Raw genomic sequence first — 21179 nt, forward strand, 5'->3', positions numbered from 1 at the left:
TAGTCCTGAGCAGTTTGTCGCACCGACCGGAGCGCCGCCGTGCTTAGGCAACACTTACCTGCGTCGGTCTCTACAAAACCGTACGTCCGTCTTGCTATTCACGCAACCTCGTGCCACGCTGCGGGACGAGGAGGTGCCACCATGATCCATCACGTCCTGCTCGCCTGCCCCCGCGGCTCCGAGGATCTGTCCCGCTCCTTCTACACCGGCTTGCTCGGCCTCACCGAGAAGCCCAAACCCCCGGCCCTCGCCGCCCGCGGTGGTTGCTGGTTCACCGGGTACGACGCCGAACTGCACCTGGGCGTCGAGGACGACTTCCGTCCCGCCCGCAAGGCCCACCCGGCCCTGGTGCGCCCCGACCTCGACGAGCTGGCCGCCCGCCTGGACGCCGCCGGCCACGCCGTGACCTGGGGCGACGAGGAGATTCCCGGCATGCGGCGGTTCCACACGCACGACCCGCACGGCAACCGGCTGGAGTTCTTGGCCCCCGCCGGATGACCGGGCGCGGGTAGGGTCGGCGGGGTGGTCGACGTACAGCACTGGCTCGCCGCCCTCCCACCGGGCCTGATCTGCCTGCTCGTGGGCGTGGTGATCGGCGTCGAGAGCATGGGCATCCCGCTGCCCGGCGAGATCGTGCTGGTCAGCGCCGCCCTGCTCGCCGCCACCGGCGCCGTCGGGCCCGAGTGGGTGGCCGCCGCCGCAGCCACCGGCGCGATCCTCGGCGACTCCGTCGGGTACGCCGTCGGCCGCCGCGGTGGCCGTCCCCTCTTGGAGCGGCTCGGTCGGCGCTTCCCGAAACACCTCGGCCCCGCGCACCTGGCCCGCGCCGAGCTGAGCTTCGCCCGGCACGGTGTCTGGGCGGTGTTCTTCGGGCGGTTCGTCGCGCTGCTGCGCATCCTCGCCGGGCCGCTCGCCGGAGCGCTGCGCGTGCCGTACCGCCGGTTCCTGGTGGCGAACGCCGCGGGCGGGCTGGTCTGGGCGTTCGGCACTACCTACCTGTTGTTCTATCTGGGGCAGGCCGCCGAGCACTGGCTCAAGGACATCTCCTGGGCCGGGCTGGTGCTGGCCGTGCTGGCCGGCGTGGTGAGCACCGCGTGGCTGCGCCGCCGAGCCAAGCGCCTGCAGCCCCTGGACAGCCCCGACACCCCCGACCCGGTCCCCGCAGCCGACCGCTGACCCACCCCGCCCGCACTCCGGTCCCCGCCCTGGGCCATGGCCCCTGCTCCGGTCCCCGGCCCTGCTCCCGTCTCCGCCTCGCCTAGCTGCCTCCCCCGGGCGCCGCCGCCGAGGTGATCAAGGAGTTTGTGTACGGATTCGGCCCGCCAGAGGACCAAAACTCCTTGATCGTCCGGCGTGGGCGCTGGCTGGTGGGCTGTAGGCCGGGAAAGCGAGAACGGGCGGGGCGAGCGGGAACGGGTGCTCAAGCGCGGGTGCGGGATTCCGGTGCGCCACCCGCCCCGTTGATCATGAGGTTGGCGGCAGTTTGTGTCTGTTTTGTCCCGGCCAACCTCATGATCAACGAGACGGGGTGAGGGCGTGGGGAGATCTGGTGGTGCGATGGCCGGTGGTCAGGGGGCGGTCAGCAGGTCGAGCAGGGTGTCGCGGGCGGTGCGTACGGCGGCTCGGGACTCCTCGGTGTGGTCCAGCGCGTCGAATCCGTGCTGACCGTTCGGCACGTCCACCACGTGCAGCGGGATGCCGCGCCGCCGGGCGACCACCGTGAACGCCTCGATGGTGGGTGCGACCTCGGGCCGTTCCCGGCCCGCCCTGGTCAGCACCAGCGTCGGCCGAGCCGGCTCGGCCGGCCGTGCGGCGTCGATGCCCGTGTCGCCGGAGTCCACGCTGCCTGGCGTCGTGGTGTCGTCCGGCCGCGCCGGGGTGGCGGTGGCGTCGCCGGTGGGGGCGGGCAGGTCGAGCGCGTCGATCGGGCGGAAGCGCGGATCCACCGGGGGCCACCCGGGCAGCGGGGCCAGCAGCGGATAGGTCGCGGCCAGGCCGCGCAGCCAGCGGGGCGGGTCGCGGAGCCAGTCGCCGAGCAGCAGGCCGGCGCCGGAGAAGAACCAGAGGCCGAGCCGGTCGGCGTCGACGCGAGGATCGGCGCGGAGCAGTTCGGTGGCGGCGGCGACCCGCGCGGCGACGGCGTACAGGTCGTCGGGGCCGGCCACGGTGAGCTGGGGAGTCGCGGCCAGCACGCCCCGCTCGGCGAGCAGCGCGCCGTAACCGCGGTAGAGCGGCCAGTCGCGCGCGTCCGGCGCGTCGGGCGGGCCCGGCACGCCGTGCACGATCACGACTGCGGGGTGCCGGCCGTCGCCGGTGGGGACGTGCAGGTCGACGTCGCCGTGCCGCTCCACCGCGGCGGGCCGGGGGTCGAGGACGAACGGGCTTTCCCAGAAACTGGTTCCCATCACGCCGATGCTAGGAGAACCCGCCCGGCCGCGCCGCCCCGTGACTGTCCGCTCAGGAGGACGACGACGCCTTCGCGTGCCGTTCGCGCAGCCGGTCCCGGATCTCCTCCGGGGTGTACGCGCGGCGCCGCCGTTCCGCGCGCGCCACGACCACTCCGGTCGCCGCGACGCCGGCGAGACCCGCGAGTCCGAGTACCTTCCACCACCGCATCCGTTGCCGCATCCGCTTAGGGTAGTCCTCCATGAGCATCAGCCTGGACGAGGCCGTGGAGCTGACCCGCACCGGCGATCTGTGGGTGTTCCGCGGGCGCAGCGTGCCGGACCGCGCCATTCAGCTCACCACCAACAGCCCGGTCAACCATGTGGGCATGGCGGTGGTGCTCGACGACATGCCGCCGCTGATGTGGCACGCCGAGCTGGGCCGTTCGCTGCCGGACATGTGGACCGGCACGCACCAGCGTGGCGTGCAGCTGCACGACCTGCGCGACGCGGTCTGCGTCTGGGCCAACCGGTACGGCCAACGGGGCTGGCTGCGTCAGCTCGAGCCGCCGGCCGACCCGGCGATGGAGGAGGCGGTGCTGCGTACCGTGGCCCGTCTCGACGGCACGCCGTTCCCGTCCACCGCGCAACTCGCCTGGCGGTGGGCCCGGGGCCGGGTGCCGCACCCGCGCCGCCTGAGCCTCGACGGCATCAAGGGCCGGATCGGCGGCCGGGGCCGGACCAGGAGCGGAGACGAAAGCACGGACGGCGGGCAGAGCAGCGACAACGCGTTGGAGACGGCGTACTGCGCCGAGGTGGTGGCGGTGACGTACGAGGCGATGGGTCTGCTGCCCGCCGGGCGGCGGCCCAACTGGTACGACCCGGGACGGTTCTGGAGCGGCGACGACCTGGCCCTCAGCGGCGGCGCGCGCCTCGGAGCTGAGATCGAGGTGCGGATCCCGCCGCGCTGAGGAAGGTTTGCCGCCGCGCCGGGCCGGTAATGAGGAGCGTCGTGACGGCTTCCACCGACCTCGACACGCTCACCGACTTCTTCGACCGGTACGGCGTGGCGCTGACCACCGCCGACGTGCCGGCCATCGCCGGCTGCTACGCCCTGCCCGGGCTGGTGGTCGCCGACACCTACAGCTTCTCGTTCACCTCGCCGGCGGCGGTGGCGCTCAGCTTCGTCGGCGCCGCCCCCGACTACCAGGAGCGGGAACTGGTGGCCGCGAACGCGCAGATCGAGGACGTGCAACAGGTCTCGGCGCTGCTCACCGAGGTGGCGGTGCGCTGGGAGTTCCTGGACAGCCAGGGCGGCGCGGTGCCCGGCGAGCGTTACCGCTACCTGCTGCGTACCACCGAGGACGGTCCGGTCATCTGCACTGTCATCCGTACCGCCTGATCGTGGTGGTGCGGCGGCCGGCCACGCGGGCCGGCCGCCGCACCGACGGACGTCAGCGGTGGTGGGCGCCGGCCCAGCGGTCGGCCTCGGGGGCCGGGTGCAGGCCGGGCTCGTGCAGGCCCTCCTCGGTGACCTGGCCGATCCGGCGGTACGTCTCGGGCCGGCTGGTGCGCAGCACCGCGCCCCAGATCAGGCCGAGCACGCCCGCCGCCACCGGAATCGCCGGCAGCAGCCACTTCAGGTAGCTCGCGGTGTCGGGCGCGAGCAGCGCGTCGAAGTTGAACAGCAGCACCAGCAGCACGGCGGTGAGCAGGATCGTGCCGAGCCCCGGGGCGATCGCCCGCTGCCACGCGCTCTCCGGGCCGGGACGGCCCCGGAAGAAGCCCACGACGGAGGCCGAGGTGAGCGTCATCAGCAGCACGACGCCGACCGCCGCCGCGCCGGACAGCCAGGTGAACAGGTCGATGACCGGGTCACGGCCGGTCATCGCGAACGCCAGGAACACCACCACGGCGAGGATGCTCTGCACCAGCGAGCCCGCCACCGGGGCGCCGCTGCGGCTGGAGGTCGCGCCGAGGAAGCCCGGCAGGACCCGCTCGCGGCCCAGCGCGAACAGGTACCGCGCCACGCCGTTGTGGAACGACAGCAGGGCGGCGAGCACGCTGGTGATGAACAGGACGTTGGCGATGTCCGCGACGACCGCGCCGGTGTACTGGTCGAGCGCGCCGAAGATGACGCCGGGCCCCGCCTCGGCGCTGGCCGCCGGCGCGTTCTCCGGGCCGGTCAGCACGGTCAGCGCCCACGCGGAGAAGGCGTAGAACAGGCCGGTGAACGCGACGGCGATGTAGGTGGCCCGGGCCACCGTGCGCCGCGGGTCCTTGACCTCCTCGCTGTAGATGGCGCCGCTCTCGAAGCCGGTGAAGGAGGCGATGGTGAACGCGAGCACCGCGCCGAAGCCGGCGCCGAACAGGTGGCCGGGGCTGATGCCGGCGGTGGTGACGGCGCCGCCGGCCGGGTTCGCGAAGGCGACCAGGTCGAAGATCAGCACGGCGATGCACTCGAGGATGAGCAGCACCGCCAGCACGGTGGCGTTCAGGTCGATGCGCAGGACGCCGAGCGCGCCGATGAAGACCCAGGCCAGCAGCGCCCAGACCCACCAGTCGAGGCTGATGCCGGTCTTGGCGTCCATGAAGTCGCCGAGGATCGCGCCGAGCAGGCCGTAGAGACCGATCTGAATCGCGTTGTACGCGGCCAGCGCGACGGCCGAGCCGGCCACCCCGCCGGCTCGACCGAGGCCGTTGGCGATGTACGCGTAGAACGCGCCCGCGTTGGCGACGTACCGGCTCATCGCGGCGTAGCCGGTGGCGAAGACGGCGAGCACTGCTGCGAGCAGCACGTATCCGAGCGCGGCGCCGATGTTGCCGCTGACCGCGTACATGGTGGTGACGCCACCGCCGAGAACGGTCAGCGGGGCCGACGCGGCGACGGTGAAGAAGACGAGGTGAGCGGTGCCGAGACGACCGCGGCGCAGCCCACCGTCAGAGAAAAACGGATCGGAGGACAAGGCTTCTCCAGGGGAGGGAAGTGAGGGGGTTCAGCTGTCTACTTCGGAACAACCTGAAGCAGGGTATTGGTGATCACTGATCGTCACAACCCCGTCTCGATATCGATTTGGGGGGCTCCTGATCGACCGGAATTGAGCTGTGCGTGGTCATGCCGTACCGTCCCGTGTCGACGTTCACGGCCACCGTTCGAGGATGGACCATGACCTACCCCGGGGCGCAGGCCACCTACCGGCTTGCGGATGCGCTGTTCCTTATCGGACACGACGAGTTCACCGGCAAGCCGCATGTCGCCGTCGACCGGCTGGAGTGTGGGCTGGCCGGCGCCGCGCTCGCCGAATTGATGTTCGAGGGCCGGATCGCCCTCGACGGCGGCGGAATCGCCGCTGTCGATCCGCGACTGTGGCAGGAGCCGCTCACCGATCTGCTCATTACCGAGATTCTGCGTCGGGAGGGCGCGCACCCGGCCCGGCTGTGGATCCGTTATCTGCGGACCCAGCTCAACATCAACGAGCGTGTCGGCACCCGGCTGGTCACCGCCGGCGTGCTCCGCCGGGAGCAGGGCAAGCTGATCGGCCGGACGGTGCGCTGGCCGGCCAACGACCCGAACCAGGCGGCCTCGCCGCGGGTACGGCTGACCGCCATGCTGATGCACTCGTCCCCGGCCGAACTGGACCCGGGCACGCTGCTGCTGGCCAGCCTCGCCGAGGCGGTCGGGCTGGCCGCGAACATCTTCGACCCGCAGGTCGGCGTCCGGATGCGGGACTGCCGGCGGTTCCTGCCGGGGCAGCTCGACGGACTGCTCGCCGCCGTCGTGGGCGCGCTCGACGTGAGCACCACGACGGTACGGCGATGACGTCCCGCCCCGGGTGAGGCCGGGGCGGGACGATCCCGGTCAGGCCGGGTCGCGCCACATCGGGTAGAGGCTGGGCCCGTCCGGCAGGTCGAGCGTGACCGGGCGGCGCCGGAACCCGAGGCGCTCGTAGAGCGCGGCGTTGCGCGGCGAGCTGGCTTCCAGGTACGCGGCGGAGCCGGCCTGATCCAGCTCGGCCAGCTTGTTACGCAGCAGCGCCGACCCGACGCCCTTGCCGTGATGGTCCGGGTGTACCGCGATGAAGGGCAGGTACCAGTGCGGCTCGCTCGGGTGGCGGGCGCCCATCATCTCGTCGAGCATGCCGAACCGCTTCATGGCCTCGGCGCCGATCGCGGCCTCCATCTCGGCGAACTCGTCGCCCTCCTCGGCCTCGTGGCCGTCGCCGGTGGGCAGCCAGAGCGTGGCGCCCAGGCCGTCGCCCGCGAGGTGGACCTCGCCGGTGCGCAGCGCCAGCGCGACGAACGGCCCGAAGAAGGCGGGATGGACCCGCGCGCGGTGGTCGTCGGCCGGGAAGACCCAGCCGCTCACCGGATCCTGCATGAACGCCTCGGCGAGAATCGCGGTCACGACGGCGGCGTCCGCCGTGGACGCCCGCCGGATGTTGCCCTGCCACTCAGTCACTGGCCATCCGTCCTACCGGCTCGACGAGCCATTGTGGTCATTGATCGGCGTGCAAGGTATCAGGAGTCCGCGCCGTGCGGCAGGCCCGATTCCGGCCGCTCGCCGCGGCCCGGTCCCGGTGGCTACGCTGGCCCGGACCCCGACAGGAGGACCATGTCCCACACGCGTCGCTCCGGCCCGCAGCCCGGGGCCGCCATGACCTCGTCCCCCTGGATCCTCGTCGCCGCCGGCGTGGTCGTGATGGTGGTCCTGTTGGCGGTGGCGCTCGGTTCGGTGCGGGGACGGAGCACGTTCCCGGCGGCCGATCCGCCCGATCCGCTGATGCCGCTGCCGCACGTGCCGCCGACCCCCACGGCGGTCAGCGCCAGCGGTCCGTCGCCTGTCTCCGCCACCGCTCCGGTGTTGCCGGGTCTGTCGCCCCGCTCCACGGAGCTGCCCGCCCGGCCGACGCCGGCCGCGTCGACGCCCAGCCCCCGGGGCGTCGCCCGGCCGGTGCCGCCCCCGTCGTCTCCGCCGCCGGTGGCGCCGCCGTCCGCGGTGACCGGCAGGTACAGCGTGCAGAGCGCCTTCGACGGCGGCTTCATCGGCGAGGTGCTGCTCGTCAACACCGCGCGTTCGCACCGGGGCTGGACGGTGCGCGCGGTCTTCCCCGGCGGAAGGCTGGTCACCGCCTGGGTCGAGGGCGCCGAGCAGGGCGTGTTCCGTTTCGACGACGGCGTCTTCACCTACCGCAGCGGATTCGACCTGGCCCCCGGGCAGTCCCTGGCGGTGCGGTTCCACATCGAGCGGGCGGGCACCCGGCCGGCGAGCTGCACCGTCGACGGCACGCCCTGCGTCGCTCGGTAGAACCCGCGCCCCGGGATCGGGGCGACACGCGTGCACTCTCTTGCAAGGTAACTGCTTTGTTGCAGCATGGTTTGCAAGGTATTGCAGAATGTTTCGGCAAGGGCTAGCGTGCGGGCGAATCAGCGACCAGAGAAAGGCCGTCGATGAAACCGCCGCCGATATCCCCCAAGGCGCTGCTCGCCCTGGTCACCTCCCTCGTGCTCGCCGTCGTCGGCGTTCCGGTGGCCCTCCATCAGCTCGGCGACGACGCTCCCGAGCGCGCCGCCACCCCCGACGTCCTCGCCGCCGGCAACGCTCCCCAGTGGAACCACGAGCCCTCGCCCGACGCGCTGCTCGCGGCGAGCCGCAACACCGCCAAGGCCGAGCAGTTCTACTTCGTCCTGCCGGACCGCTTCGCCAACGGCGACAAGCGCAACGACAACGGCGGCCTCACCGGCGGCCGGCTCACCACCGGCCACGACCCGACCGACAAGGGCTTCTACCACGGCGGCGACCTCAAGGGCCTGATCGACCGGATGGACTACATCCAAGGGCTCGGCACCACCGCCATCTGGCTCGCCCCGATCTTCAAGAACCGGCCCGTGCAGGGCACCGGCGCCGACGTCTCGGCCGGCTACCACGGCTACTGGATCACCGACTTCACCCAGGTCGACCCGCACTTCGGCACGAACGCGGAGCTGAAGAAGCTGGTCGACCTCGCCCACCGGCGGGGCATCAAGGTCTACCTCGACATCATCGTGAACCACACCGCCGACGTCATCCGGTACGCCGAGGACAAGTACGGCTACGTGGACAAGAAGACCGCGCCCTACCGCGACGCGCAGGGACGACCCTTCGAGGACCGGAACTACGCCGACGGCACCCGTAAGTTCCCCGCCGTCAACGAGAAGTCGTTCCCGTACACCCCGGTGTTCGCCACCCCCGCCGACGCGAAGGTCAAGGTACCGGCGTGGCTGAACGACCCGACCATGTACCACAACCGCGGTGACTCCACCTTCGCCGGGGAGAACAGCGAGTACGGCGACTTCTCCCGCCTGGACGACCTGTGGACCGAGCGGCCCGAAGTGGTGCGCGGCATGACCGACATCTACGCCGAGTGGATCGGCAAGGCCGGCGTGGACGGGTTCCGCCTCGACACCGTCAAGCACTCGAACCTCGAGTTCTGGCCGCAGTTCGCCCGCGGCATCGACGCCGCCGCGGCGAAGGCCGGCAAGAAGGACTTCTTCATGTTCGGCGAGGTCTACAGCGCCGAACAGGAGATCCAGTCCACCTACGTGCGGCGCGGCGGCCTCCCCGCCACGCTCGACTTCTCGTTCCAGGAGGCGGCACGTGGCTACGCCGCCGCCGACGGCTCGGCCAAGGCCCTCGCCGACGTGTACGCCAAGGACGACCTCTACACCGCGCGGGACACGAACGCCAACCGGCTCACCACGTTCCTCGGCAACCACGACATGGGCCGGATCGGCTCGTTCGTCGCCGCCGGCGGCGGGGACGACGCCGCCCAGCTGACGCGCAGCCGGCTCGCCCACCAGCTCATGTTCCTCACCCGTGGCCAGCCGGTCGTCTACTCCGGCGACGAGCAGGGCTTCACCGGCCCGGGCGGGGACAAGGACGCCCGGCAGGACATGTTCGCCTCCCGGACCGCCGACTACCTCGACGACGACCTGATCGGCACCACCCGCACCCACGCCGTCGACCAGTACGACACCCGCCATCCGCTCTACCGGACCATCGCCGAGCTGGGCGGCCTGCGGGCCGCGCACCCGGCGCTGCGCGACGGCGTCCAGGTCACCCGGCACGCCGCCGACGGTCCCGGCGTCTTCGCGTTCTCCCGCGTCCTGCCCGCCGACCGGATCGAGTACGTGGCGGCGGTGAACAACGCCGCCACCCCGCAGACTGTCACGGTGGACACCTGGTCGGCCGGCGCCCGCTTCACCGGCGTGTACGGCGGCGCCGCAGACGTGACGGCCGCTGCCGACGGCAAGCTGAGCCTCACCGTGCCGGCGATGTCGGCGGTGGTGCTCAAGGCCGACCGGGCCATCCCGCACCCCGGGGCCGCTCCGAAGATCACGATCACCGAGCCGGGTGACGAGCCCGCCCCCGGCAAGGCCACCGTCACCGCCCAGGTCACCGGCGACCCGCTCGCCACCGTCACGTTCGCCGCCCGGGTCGACGGCGGGAAGTGGACGCTGCTGGGCAGCGCGCACCGCGCCCCGTACACCGTGCACCACGACCTCACCGGCCTGCCCGGCGGCACCACTGTCGAGTACAAGGCAGTGGTCCGCGACGGCAAGGGCCGCACCGCCACCGCCCGCGCCACCGGCACCGTCGGCACCCCGGACCGGGGCGAGTCGCGGGACTGGGCGATCGTGCACTACAAGCGCCCGGCCGGCGGGTACGACGACTGGCGGCTCTACGCCTGGGGTGACATCGACCCGGCGTACGTCACCGAGTGGCCCGCCGGGCAGCCGTTCGCCGGCGAGGACTCGTACGGCCGGTTCGCCTGGGTGAAGCTCAAGCCGGGCGCGAAGTCGGTCGGCTTCGTCGTGGTCGACTCCGGCGGCAACAAGGACGTCGCGGCCGACCGCTTCATCGACGTGACCCGGACCGGGGAGGTCTGGGTCAAGCAGGGCGACGCCGAGGTGTACCCGACGCGGCAGGCCGCCACCGGCGAGCCCGACCCGCCGGTGGCGCCGGACACGGCGCTGATCCACTGGCGCAAGGCCGACGGCAACTACGACGGCTGGGGCCTGCACCTGTGGGACGGCGCCGCCAGCCCGACCGACTGGGCCACGCCGCTCAAGCCGGAGAAGATCGACGCCTACGGCGCGGTGTTCCGCGTGCCGCTGAGCGCCGGCGCGACCGGGCTGAGCTACATCGTGCACTCCGGCGACCAGAAGGACCACCCCGAGGACCAGCGGCTCGACTTCGCCACCGCCGGGCGCGAGGTGTGGCTGCTCGCCGGCGTCAAGGGCCGGCTGCTGCCGACCACCACGTCCGGCGCCGCGACCGACATCGACATCACCAGGCAGAAGGCGAACTGGATCGACAGGTCCACAGTCGCCTGGGCCACCGGCCCGACCGACGGCAGGCGGTACGCGCTCGCGGTCGCCCCGGCCGGTGGAATCGGCGTCGCCGACGGCGAGCTGACCGGCACGTACACCGAGTTGCCGCTGCGGGCGCAGCGCAACGGGCTGACCGAGGCGCAACGACAGGCGTACCCCCATCTCTGGGACCGTCGCGCCTTCACGCTCGCGCGCGGCGACCTGGCCAAGGTGCCGGCGGCGCTGCGCGGGCAGCTCGTGGTGACCGAGCGGGACGCCGAGGGCGCCCTGCTCGCCGCCACCGGCGTGCAGATCCCGGGCGTGCTCGACGACGTCTACGCGGCCGCGACCGGCGCGAAACTCGGCCCGACGTTCGCCGGGCGGGTACCCACGCTGGCCGTGTGGGCGCCCACCGCGCAGAAGGTGGCGCTGGAGCTGTTCGACTCGCCAACGGCCGAGCCGACCACTGTGGCGATGCGACGCGACGACCGCACCGGTGTCTGGTCGGTGCGCGGGACGAAGGCGTGGACCGGCCGCTACTACCGCTACCAGGTGCAGGCGTGGCAGCCGGCGACACAGAAGGTGGTCACCGCGTCGGTGACCGACCCGTACTCGGTGGCGCTCGCGCCGAACTCCACGCACAGCCAGATCGTCGACCTGACCGACCCGGCGCTCGCGCCGGCCGGCTGGGCGAACCTGCGCAAGCCGGCCGCCCCGCCGGCGTCGAAGGCCCAGATCACCGAGCTGTCGGTGCGGGACTTCTCCATCGCCGACAACACGGTTCCGGCCGAGCGGCGCGGCACCTACCTGGCGTTCACCGACCCGCAGACGGCGGGCATGAAGCACCTGCGGGCGCTCGGCGACGCCGGGGTCAACTACCTGCACCTGCTGCCCGCGTTCGACTTCGCCACCATCCCGGAGAAGCGGGCCGACCAGGCCCAGCCGGCCTGCGACCTGGCCGCGCTGCCGCCGGACTCCGACCAGCAGCAGAAGTGCGTCGCGGCGGTCGCCGACACCGACGGCTACAACTGGGGGTACGACCCGCTGCACTACACGGTGCCGGAGGGCGGGTACGCCACCGACCCGAACGGCGCCAAGCGCACCACCGAGTTCCGGCAGATGGTCGCCGGGGTGAACAAGGCCGGCCTGCGGGTGGTCATGGACGTGGTCTACAACCACACCTCGGCCGCCGGCGCCGACCCGAAGTCGGTGCTCGACCAGGTGGTGCCGGGCTACTACCACCGGCTGCTCGACGACGGGTCGGTGGCCAACTCGACCTGCTGCGCCAACACCGCCCCGGAGCACGCCATGATGGGCAAGCTCGTGGTGGAGTCGATCGTCACCTGGGCCAAGGCGTACAAGGTCGACGGCTTCCGGTTCGACCTGATGGGCCACCACCCGAAGGCGAACATCCTGGCCGTACGGGCCGCGCTGGACAAGCTCACGCTCGCCCGCGACGGCGTGGACGGCCGGAAGATCCTGCTCTACGGCGAGGGCTGGAACTTCGGCGAGGTCGCCGACGACGCCCGGTTCACCCAGGCCACCCAGATCAACATGGCCGGCACCGGCATCGGCACGTTCAACGACCGGCTCCGCGACGCGGTGCGCGGCGGCGGCCCGTTCGACGCGAACCCGCGCGCGCAGGGCTTCGCCTCCGGCCTCTACACCGACCCGAACGGCGACGAGGTCAACGGCACGGCGGCCGAGCAGCGGGCCCGGCTGCTGCACCAGCACGACCTGATCAAGGTGGGCCTGACCGGTAACCTGCGCGACTACCGGTTCACCGACTCCTCCGGGAAGCGGGTCACCGGCGCGCAGGTCGACTACAAGGGCGCGCCGGCCGGATACACGGCCGCGCCGGGCGAGTCGGTCACCTACGTCGACGCGCACGACAACGAGATCCTGTACGACGCGCTGGCGTACAAGCTGCCGCAGGGGACCTCGGCGCAGGACCGGGCCCGGATGCAGGTGCTCGCGCTGGCGACCACAGCGCTCGGGCAGGGCGCCGGGTTCGTCACCACCGGCTCGGAGCGGCTGCGCTCGAAGTCGCTGGACCGCAACTCGTACAACTCGGGGGACTGGTTCAACCAGATCCGCTGGGACTGCGCCCAGGGCAACGGGTTCGGCGCGGGCCTGCCGCCGGAGGCCGACAACCGCGACAAGTGGTCGTACGCGAAGCCGCTGCTGGCCGACCCGTTGCTGGTGCCGGACTGCGCGGCGGTCGAACTGGCCGACGCCCGGTACGCGGAGCTGCTGCGGGTCCGCCGATCCTCGCCGGTGTTCGGGCTCAGCAGCGCCGAGCAGGTGCAGAAGCGGGTGGCGTTCCCGCTGTCCGGACCGAAGGAGACGCCGGGCGTGCTCACCATGACCCTCGACGCGCGCGGGCTGGACGGGACGTGGAAGTCGGTGACCGTCGTCTTCAACGCCACGCCGGAGACGGCGAAGCAGACGGTCACCGGGCTGCGCGGGGCGAACGTGGCGCTGCATCCGGTGCTGCGGAACTCGGCCGACCCGGCGCTGCGTACCGCCTCGTTCGACCGGGCCGCCGGCACGTTCACCGTGCCCGCGCGCAGCGTGGCGGTGTTCGTCCAGAGCTGACCGGCACGGCCGACCGGCCCCCTGCCACGTCACGTGGCAGGGGGCCGGTCGCGTACCCCGGGACCGTCAGGTCAGTTGAAGCAGTCCTCGACGGTGTTGGCGCAGTTGGTGGGGTCGTTGTTGCTGATGAGGGACTTGTCGTCGAGCTTGACGCGTCCTTCGTTGTTGAGGACGCCGCCGGCGACCCGGTGGAGCTTGCTGGAGTCGGTGGCGGTGTTCTTGGTGACGTGGGTCTTGGTGAGGGTGATCTTGGCCTTGTTGTTGAAGATGCCGCCGCCGTTGAGGGCGGTGTTGGCCTTGATCTCGGTGTCGCGGATGGTGAGGGTGGCGTTGTCGTCCTTGTCGTGCTCGCGGGTGAGGAAGCCGTCCTCGATCTTGATGAGCCACTCACCGTTGTAGATGCCGCCGCCGAAGCGGTTGGCGGTGTTGTCGACGATCTTGCTGTCGGCGATCGTGGCGCTGGCGTGCTCCTTGTCGTTCGGGTAGCCCCAGTGCTTGCCGCCGGTGACCACCACGCCGCCGCCGTTGCCGTCGGCGTGGTTCTTGGCCACGTGCACCTTGTCCAGGTCCAGGTCCGTGTTCTCGGCGTAGACGCCGCCACCGTTCTCGCAGGCGGTGTTGCCCGTGATCGCGGTGAAGGAGACCGTGACGGTGCCGCCGCTGCTGAACAGACCGCCGCCGTTCTTGCCGGCGCGGTTGTCCGACAGGCTGGACTTGATGCCGTCCTTGCCGTGGTCGGAACCGAAGATCTCGACGATCCCGGCCTCGTGGTGCTTCTCCTTCTTGTCGTAGCCCTTCGGCGCGGCCGAGGCCGCCGGGCCGTGCTCGCCGGAGAAGCCGCCGCCGTTGGCGATGCCGCCGCCGTTGCCGCCGGCGGTGTTGTCGTCGACGTGGGTTTCCTCGACCTTGAGGATGCCCTCGTTGAAGATGCCGCCGCCGTCGCCCTGGGCGTGGTTGTTGACGACCTTGCTCTCCTTGAGCCAGGTGCGGCCGTAGTTGGCGATGGCGCCGCCGTCGCCCTCGGCGTTGTTGTCGGTCAGCTTCACGTTGTCCAGGTGCGCGCTGCCGCCGCGCTCGACCAGGAGCGCGCCGCCGTCACCCTCGACCCGCTTGTCGTCGTCCTTGCCGCCGTTCATGCCGTCGGCGACGGGCGTGACAGCGGCGGCCGTGGTCGCCGCGGCCGGAGCCGCGACAGCCGGAGCGGCCGGGGCCGCCACCGCCGGGGCGGCCGCCGGAGCAGCGGCCGGCGGCTGGCCGCCGCCACCCGGGTACTTGAACTCGTTGGCGTTGCCGCCCTTGATTGTGAGGTCCTTGAGGGTGAGGTCGCCGCCGTCGCGGACGCGGAAGATGCGGAAGGTGTCTTCGGCGTCGCGCTTGATGGTGGAGCCGTTGCCCTTGATGGTGACGTCCTGCTTGATCTCGGGCAGGGCGGAGCCGAACTTGCGGTCCTTGACGCCGAGTTCGTAGGTGCAGTTCTCGGCGAGCTTGAGGGTGCCGCCGTGGTCGCGGTTGGCCAGTTCGAGGGCGTCGATCAGGGCGTCGTCGTCGCAGGCGACCTCGCGGGTCTTGCCGTGGTCGTCCTTGCCGTCCTTGTCCCAGTCGCCCTTGTCCGGGCCCCACTCGCCGCGGTCACGGCCTTCCTGGCCACGGTCCTTGCCGTCCTTGCCGTCCTTGTCGTACCCGTCCCGGCCGTACTCGCCCTTGTCGCCGTGGTCGTCGTCGCTGAGCTGCTGCGTGGTCGACCACTTGACGTCGGCGAGCCGGTGCGGGCCGGTGGCCCCGGTGGTCGCGTAGGCCACGCCGGCGAGGCTGACCGCTCCGGTCAGGCCCACGACGCCCGTGGCGAGCCACATCCGGCGACGCCGGAGCGGGGAGATGGTCTTGCTGGTGGCGTCATTGTTATTGCGAAGGTAGTTGGACATCGGAGCTCTCTGCCCTCTCCTTGTACCTGACAAGGTCGCTTCGCCCTGGCGAGGCGGCCTTCGCTACAAATCGGTTGTAGCTGCTGAGAACGACCGTATGAGAACCTTCTTCGCCTCGTGGCCATATACGAAAAAAACCCGCATAAGGGTGCGGGTGGGATGGGCGGGCGCAGTGCGGTCCGGACGCCCCGGTGGGGGACACCACGGCCAGCCGGGCCGCTCCGAGGTCGGGTGCCCTCCTCCCGCCGTCGCGGCGGAAGGAGGGCACCCCGGGTTATGTGGTGGAGCGAATCAGTTGAAGCAGTCCTCGACGGTGTTGGCGCAGTTGGTGGGGTCGTTGTTGCTGATGAGGGACTTGTCGTCGAGCTTGACGCGTCCTTCGTTGTTGAGGACGCCGCCGGCGACGCGGTGGAGCTTGCTGGAGTCGGTGGCGGTGTTCTTGGTGACGTGGGTCTTGGTGAGGGTGATCTTGGCCTTGTTGTTGAAGATGCCGCCGCCGTTGAGGGCGGTGTTGGCCTTGATCTCGGTGTCGCGGATGGTGAGGGTGGCGTTGTCGTCCTTGTCGTGCTCGCGGGTGAGGAAGCCGTCCTCGATCTTGATGAGCCACTCACCGTTGTAGATGCCGCCACCGAAGCGGCCGGCTGTGTTGTCCACGACCGCGCTGTCGGCGATCGTCGCGCTGCCCGCGAGGCCGTCCTTCTCGGCGCCGTTGCCGGCCCAGTCGCGCCCGCCGGTCGTCACCACGCCGCCGCCGTTGCCGTCGGCGTGGTTACCCGCCACGTGGACCTTCTCCAGGAGCAGGTCGGTGTTCTCGGCGTAGACGCCGCCACCGTTGTCGCAGGCGACGTTGCCGCCGATCGCGGTGAACGAGACGGTGACCCAGCCGCCGCTGCTGAACAGGCCGCCACCGTTGTGGCCCGCCCGGTTGCGGCTCAGGGTGCTCAACGAGGCGTCCTTGCCCTCGTACGCCCCGGTGATCTCGACCGTGCCGGCGCGGTGCTTGCCGTGCTCACCCTTGTCGGCCTTCGCCGCCGAGGCCAGGTCGACCGGCCCGTCGTGGTGCTCACCGCTGCCGTTGGCGATGCCGCCGCCGTTGCCGCCGGCGGTGTTGTCGTCGACGTGGGTTTCCTCGACCTTGAGGATGCCCTCGTTGAAGATGCCGCCGCCGTCGCCCTGGGCGTGGTTGTTGACGACCTTGCTCTCCTTGAGCCAGGTGCGGCCGTAGTTGGCGACGGCGCCGCCGTCGCCCTCGGCGTTGTTGTCGGTCAGCTTCACGTTGTCCAGGTGCGCGCTGCCGCCGCGCTCGACCAGGAGCGCGCCGCCGTCACCCTCGACCCGCTTGGCATCCAGCTCGGCCGGGTCGGCCGCCTTCGGCACGGACGGCCCGGGGTACTTGAACTCGTTGGCGTTGCCGCCGGAGACGGTGAGGTCCTTGAGGGTGAGGTCGCCGCCGTCGCGGACGCGGAAGATGCGGAAGGTGTCTTCGGCGTCGCGCTTGATGGTGGAGCCGTTGCCCTTGATGGTGACGTCCTGCTTGATCTCGGGCAGGGCGGAGCCGAACTTGCGGTCCTTGACGCCGAGTTCGTAGGTGCAGTTCTCGGCGAGCTTGAGGGTGCCGCCGTGGTCGCGGTTGGCCAGTTCGAGGGCGTCGATCAGGGCGTCGTCGTCGCAGGCGACCTCGCGGGTCTTGCCGTGGTCGTCCTTGCCGTCCTTGCCCCAGTCGCCCTTGTCCGGGCCCCACTCGCCGCGGTCACGGCCTTCCTGGCCACGGTCCTTGCCGTCCTTGCCGTCCTTGTCGTACCCGTCCTTGTCGTAGCCGCCGTCGGAGTCGTTGCCGGCGTTCTGGGGAGCGACGGCGTGGTTGTCCGCCACCGGCTCGGTGCCGGACTTGTCGTCGCGGGCGGCGAGACCGCCCAGCGCCGCCAGCCCGACGACGCCGGTCAGCCCGGCCACGCCGGTGGCGACCCAGAGCGCCCGCCGCTTGCTCGTCCGCGGGGCAGGCGCCATCGGCGCTCCACCGTCGGGTGTCGTTACATCGTTCGACATGAGATGAGAGCCCTTTCGGTTCTTCCCAAACGGGTCGCACCGCCCCAGGCCGGGCGACCAGCTACAAACCGGTTGTAGCCTCTGACCAGCACCGTATGAGAAGGTTCCTCGCGAGGAAGACGTATCCGAAAAAAGCCCGCATTCCTCCCACGATCGGCGGTCGGTGACCAACCACGTGAGCGGACCGCAACTCCCCCAGACGGCGGCGGGCCCCACCACCTGCCGTGAAGGCGCGGTGGTGGGGCCCGCCGGAAGATCGCGGCCCGCAGGACTCAGCCGGGCAGGCGGGGGCCCGCCTCACGCTGCTCGGCCAGCCAGGTCTCCACCTCGTCGGAGCGCCGCGGCAGACCGGCCGACAGGTTCACCGGACCGTCCGCGGTGACCAGGATGTCGTCCTCGATCCGCACGCCGATGCCCCGCAGCTCCTCGGGGACCATCTCGTCCTCCGGCTGGAAGTAGAGCCCCGGCTCGACGGTCAGCACGTACCCCTCGCCGAGCGGACCCTCCCGGTAGTTCTCCTTGCGCGCGTTGGCGCAGTCGTGCACGTCGATGCCGAGCATGTGGCTGGTGCCGTGCAGCGTCCACCGCCGGTAGACCGTGGAGGCCGGGTCCATCGCCTCGTCCACGCTCACCGGCAGCAGCCCGAGATCCTTCAGCGCCTCGGCCAGCACCCGCATCGAGGCCAGGTGCACGTCCCGGAACGCCACGCCCGGTCGGCACATCTCGATGCCGGCCTGCTGGGCGGCGTACACGGCGTCGTAGACCTGGCGCTGCAACGGCGTGAACCGGCCGTCGACCGGCAGCACCCGGGTGACGTCGGCGGTGTAGAGGTTGCGGTTCTCCACGCCCATGTCCATCAGCAGCAGGTCACCCGGACGGGTGGCGCCGTGGTTGTGCACCCAGTGCAGGACAGTGGCGTGCTCGCCGGCCCCGACGATCGAGCCGTACCCGACGTCGTTGCCGTCGTGCCGGGCGCGCAGCGCGAAGACGCCCTCCAGCAGCCGCTCGGAGACGCCGCGGTCGGCCGGCAGCGCCCGTGCCACGTCCTCGAAGCCGCGCACCGTGGCGTCGCACGCCTCCTGGAGCTGCGCGATCTCCCACTCGTCCTTGACCAGCTTCAGCTCGGCGATCGCGATGGCCAGCTCCCGGTCGCGGCCGGGCTGACCGTCGGCGCGCGCGCCGTCGTACTGACGCACCGCCGCGTCCACCCGGGCGTCGAAACCGCGCAGCACCCGGGTACGCCCCGGTGCCAGCTCGGCCAGCGTCGCGTCCAGCTCGCTCAGGTCGGCCGTCGGCAGGCCCAGCTCGGTGGACTTCTCCCGCAGCGTCGGCCGGCGGCCCACCCACAGCTCACCGTGCCGGCTGCGGAAGAACTCGTCGGTCACCCGCGACGACCGGGGCCGCATGAACAGCGTGGACTCGCCACCCGGGCGCAGCACGAGGACGCTGTCCGGCTCCAGGTCGCCGGTCAGGTACGCGAAGTCGCTGCCCGGACGGAACCGGTGCTCGGTGTCGTTGGCGCGTACCTTCTCGTTGCCCGTGGGGATGACCAGCGTCTCGCCCGGGAAGGCCTCGGCCAGCGCGGCCCGCCGCTTGGCGTGGTTGGGCGCCTCCGGGCGCGGGGCGACCGGCAGTTCGGTGTCCCGCCAGCCCTGGCGCATGAACGACAGGAACGCCTCCGGGAAGTCCGGGTCGTGCGACTCCGTACCGTCCGCCGGTTTGCCCTGTCGCGTCCGCTCCTCGGCCATGATCCGTCCCTCCCTGAGCCTCGTCGCTGGTCCAGACGGTACCGCGCGCACGACAGCGGGAGGTGCCTGCGGTGCCGCGACGGAGGCTTCCGGCGCGTGGAAAGATGGCGGCCATGTGCGGACTCCTGGCCTTCTTCAGCGCGCGCGGCGACGCCGCCGCCCACCGCGACAACATCGCCGGCGCACTGGAGTGCCTGCACCACCGTGGCCCGGACGAGACCGGGGTCGAGGTGGTCGGCGACGCCTCCGGCCGGTACGCGGACGGTGTGTTCGCGCACAAGCGCCTGGCGATCATCGACGTGGCGCTGAGCCACGAGCCCCTGCCGTACGCGGGCGGGCGGTACCTGCTCACCTTCAACGGCGAGATCTACAACTACATCGAGCTGCGCGAGGAGCTGATCCGCGACTACGGCGCCCAGTTCGCCACCAACGGCGACGGCGAGGTGATCGTCGCCGGCTACCACTACTGGGGTGAGCAGGTGCTCACCAAGCTGCGCGGCATGTTCGCGTTCGTCATCTGGGACCGGCAGGAGCGGCGGGCCTTCGGCGCCCGGGACTACTTCGGCATCAAGCCGCTGCACTACCTGGAGACCCAGGACGGCCTCTACCTCGCGTCGGAGAAGAAGGCGCTGCTGCCGTTCGCGCACTCGGCGTACCAGGGCGACGCGGGCATCGACACCGCCAACCTGAGCCATTACCTGACGCTGCAGTACGTGCCGGAGCCGGGCACGCTGCACAAGGGGATCAGCCGGATCGGCTCGGGGGAGTACCTGAACTGGACCCCGGGCGGCCGGATCGAGGTCCGCCGCTGGTACCGCCCGGTGTTCCGGCCGGCCCCGGTCTCCGACGAGCAGCGGCTCTACCACGACATCCGGGAGACGCTGCGGGAGAGCGTCCGGATGCACATGCGCTCGGACGTGCCGGTCGGCTCGTTCCTGTCCAGCGGCATCGACTCCACCGCCGTGGTGGCGCTGGCCCGCGAGTTCAACCCGAACATCCTCACCTTCACCGTCGGCTACGACGTGCCCGGCTACTCCGAGATCGACGTGGCCCAGGACTCGGCCCGGCACCTCGACGTGACCACCATCCCGACCAAGATCGGGCCGCAGGACATGATCGACGCGCTGCCGAAGATCGTCTGGCACCTGGACGACCCGGTCGCCGACCCGGCGCTGGTGCCGCTGTACTTCGTGGCGAAGAAGGCCGCCGAGCACGTCACGGTGGTGCTCTCCGGCGAGGGCGCGGACGAGTTCTTCGGCGGCTACACGATCTACCGGGAGCCGCTGTCGCTCAACTCGGTGAACAGCCTGCCCGACGGTGTGCAGAAGGGCCTGCGCGCGGTGTCCAAGGCCATTCCGCAGGGGGTCAAGGGCAAGAGCTTCCTGGAGCGCGGCACCACCCCGATCGAGCAGCGCTACTACGGCAACGCCCGGATGTTCACCGAGGAGGAGAAGCAGCACCTGCTGCGCCGCTACGACCCCTCGGTGCGCTACACCGACGTGACCGCCCCGATCTACGCCGAGTGCACCGAGCTGGACGACGTCACCAAGATGCAGTACGTCGACCTCTACACCTGGCTGCGCGGCGACATCCTGGTCAAGGCCGACCGGATCTCGATGGCGCACTCGCTGGAGGTGCGGGTGCCGTTCCTGGACCGGGAGGTGTTCAACGTCGCCGCCGGCATCCCGGTCGACCTGAAGCTGCCGCCCCGCTCCGAGGCCACCAAGTACGCGATGCGCCAGGCGCTGCAGGGCGTCGTGCCGCCGGCCATCGTCAACCGCAAGAAGCTGGGCTTCCCGACCCCGACCCGGGTCTGGCTGCGCGGCGAGATGTACGAGTGGGCGCGGCACGTGCTGTCCACCTCGGGCGCGGGCGACCTGATCGACCTGTCGTACGCGATGCGCCTGCTGGAGGAGCACAAGCGGGAGGAGGCGGACCACTCCCGCAAGGTGTGGACCGTGCTGATCTTCTGCATCTGGCACGCCATCTTCGTGGCCAAGACGCTCGACCCGGGCATCCAGCGCAACCAGTCCGCGCTGCTCACCAAGCCGGTCGTCGGCAGCATGGTCCGCTGACCCGAGCGTGACGAGGAAGGGCCCCCGGGGTGTTCCCCGAGGGCCCTTCCCGTTACG

Annotated in this window: 15 protein-coding genes; 8 read left to right on the forward strand and 7 right to left on the reverse strand. The window is 71.3% G+C overall.

Annotation, left to right across the window (positions count from 1 at the left end; all coding sequences use genetic code 11):
• Window positions 1–141: 141 nt before the first annotated feature.
• Both A4R25_RS01570 and A4R25_RS01575 read left to right on the forward strand, forming a co-directional pair.
• The gene (locus A4R25_RS01570) at window positions 142–498 is read left to right on the forward strand and encodes a VOC family protein (protein WP_043329695.1); all 357 of its coding nucleotides are present in this window, start codon (window positions 142–144) and stop codon (window positions 496–498) included.
• A gap of 24 nt (window positions 499–522) precedes the next feature.
• A complete protein-coding gene (locus A4R25_RS01575) occupies window positions 523–1176 on the forward strand; it encodes a DedA family protein (protein ID WP_064445333.1) in 654 nt (217 codons plus the stop codon).
• 392 nt (window positions 1177–1568) lie between these two features.
• Here the strand turns inward: A4R25_RS01575 and A4R25_RS01580 are convergent, their stop codons facing one another.
• The gene (locus A4R25_RS01580; RefSeq protein WP_231915398.1) at window positions 1569–2405 is read right to left on the reverse strand and encodes a hypothetical protein; all 837 of its coding nucleotides are present in this window, start codon (window positions 2403–2405) and stop codon (window positions 1569–1571) included.
• A 52-nt stretch (window positions 2406–2457) separates the two neighbouring features.
• On the reverse strand, window positions 2458–2649 hold the full coding sequence (locus A4R25_RS01585) for a hypothetical protein (protein ID WP_036343738.1): 192 nt from the start codon (window positions 2647–2649) through the stop codon (window positions 2458–2460).
• Between A4R25_RS01585 and A4R25_RS01590 the strand changes: the two genes are divergently transcribed.
• The gene (locus tag A4R25_RS01590) at window positions 2648–3355 is read left to right on the forward strand and encodes a hypothetical protein (protein WP_064445335.1); all 708 of its coding nucleotides are present in this window, start codon (window positions 2648–2650) and stop codon (window positions 3353–3355) included. The two genes, A4R25_RS01585 and A4R25_RS01590, sit on opposite strands and share 2 nt — an antisense overlap.
• 41 nt (window positions 3356–3396) lie before the next feature.
• Entirely contained in the window at window positions 3397–3786 is a 390-nt protein-coding gene (locus A4R25_RS01595; RefSeq protein WP_064445336.1) for a hypothetical protein, read from the forward strand.
• A gap of 52 nt (window positions 3787–3838) precedes the next feature.
• Here the strand turns inward: A4R25_RS01595 and A4R25_RS01600 are convergent, their stop codons facing one another.
• A complete protein-coding gene (locus A4R25_RS01600; RefSeq protein WP_043329703.1) occupies window positions 3839–5350 on the reverse strand; it encodes an APC family permease in 1512 nt (503 codons plus the stop codon).
• A 200-nt stretch (window positions 5351–5550) separates the two neighbouring features.
• Here A4R25_RS01600 and A4R25_RS01605 point away from each other — a divergent pair, with 200 nt between their 5' ends.
• Entirely contained in the window at window positions 5551–6204 is a 654-nt protein-coding gene (locus A4R25_RS01605; RefSeq protein ID WP_030503305.1) for a GPP34 family phosphoprotein, read from the forward strand.
• A 39-nt stretch (window positions 6205–6243) separates the two neighbouring features.
• Here the strand turns inward: A4R25_RS01605 and A4R25_RS01610 are convergent, their stop codons facing one another.
• A complete protein-coding gene (locus tag A4R25_RS01610) occupies window positions 6244–6843 on the reverse strand; it encodes a GNAT family N-acetyltransferase (RefSeq protein ID WP_064445337.1) in 600 nt (199 codons plus the stop codon).
• 153 nt (window positions 6844–6996) lie between these two features.
• Here A4R25_RS01610 and A4R25_RS01615 point away from each other — a divergent pair, with 153 nt between their 5' ends.
• Window positions 6997–7689, forward strand: coding sequence for a cellulose binding domain-containing protein (locus A4R25_RS01615; protein WP_064445338.1), 693 nt, complete (start codon window positions 6997–6999; stop codon window positions 7687–7689).
• A gap of 143 nt (window positions 7690–7832) precedes the next feature.
• Complete coding sequence (gene pulA, locus A4R25_RS01620) at window positions 7833–13331, forward strand: pullulanase-type alpha-1,6-glucosidase (protein WP_064445339.1); 5499 nt, start codon at window positions 7833–7835, stop codon at window positions 13329–13331.
• Window positions 13332–13402: 71 nt separating this feature from the next.
• On the opposite strand, the gene A4R25_RS01625 is transcribed toward pulA, so the two are convergent.
• The 3 genes from A4R25_RS01625 to A4R25_RS01635 all read right to left on the reverse strand — a co-directional run bounded on the left by A4R25_RS01625 (window position 13403) and on the right by A4R25_RS01635 (window position 19047).
• Window positions 13403–15253, reverse strand: a complete 1851-nt coding sequence (locus A4R25_RS01625; protein WP_064445340.1) for a hypothetical protein — start codon at window positions 15251–15253, stop codon at window positions 13403–13405.
• Window positions 15254–15544: 291 nt separating this feature from the next.
• The gene (locus A4R25_RS01630) at window positions 15545–17260 is read right to left on the reverse strand and encodes a hypothetical protein (RefSeq protein ID WP_231915399.1); all 1716 of its coding nucleotides are present in this window, start codon (window positions 17258–17260) and stop codon (window positions 15545–15547) included.
• A 311-nt stretch (window positions 17261–17571) separates the two neighbouring features.
• Window positions 17572–19047, reverse strand: coding sequence for an aminopeptidase P family protein (locus tag A4R25_RS01635; RefSeq protein ID WP_030504250.1), 1476 nt, complete (start codon window positions 19045–19047; stop codon window positions 17572–17574).
• A gap of 113 nt (window positions 19048–19160) precedes the next feature.
• On the opposite strand from A4R25_RS01635, the gene asnB reads away from it, so the two are divergent.
• Complete coding sequence (gene asnB / locus A4R25_RS01640; RefSeq protein ID WP_043329713.1) at window positions 19161–21122, forward strand: asparagine synthase (glutamine-hydrolyzing); 1962 nt, start codon at window positions 19161–19163, stop codon at window positions 21120–21122.
• Window positions 21123–21179 lie beyond the last annotated feature (57 nt).

The organism is Micromonospora sp. NBRC 110037, assembly GCF_001652995.1.
Taxonomy (GTDB): domain Bacteria; phylum Actinomycetota; class Actinomycetes; order Mycobacteriales; family Micromonosporaceae; genus Micromonospora; species Micromonospora chalcea.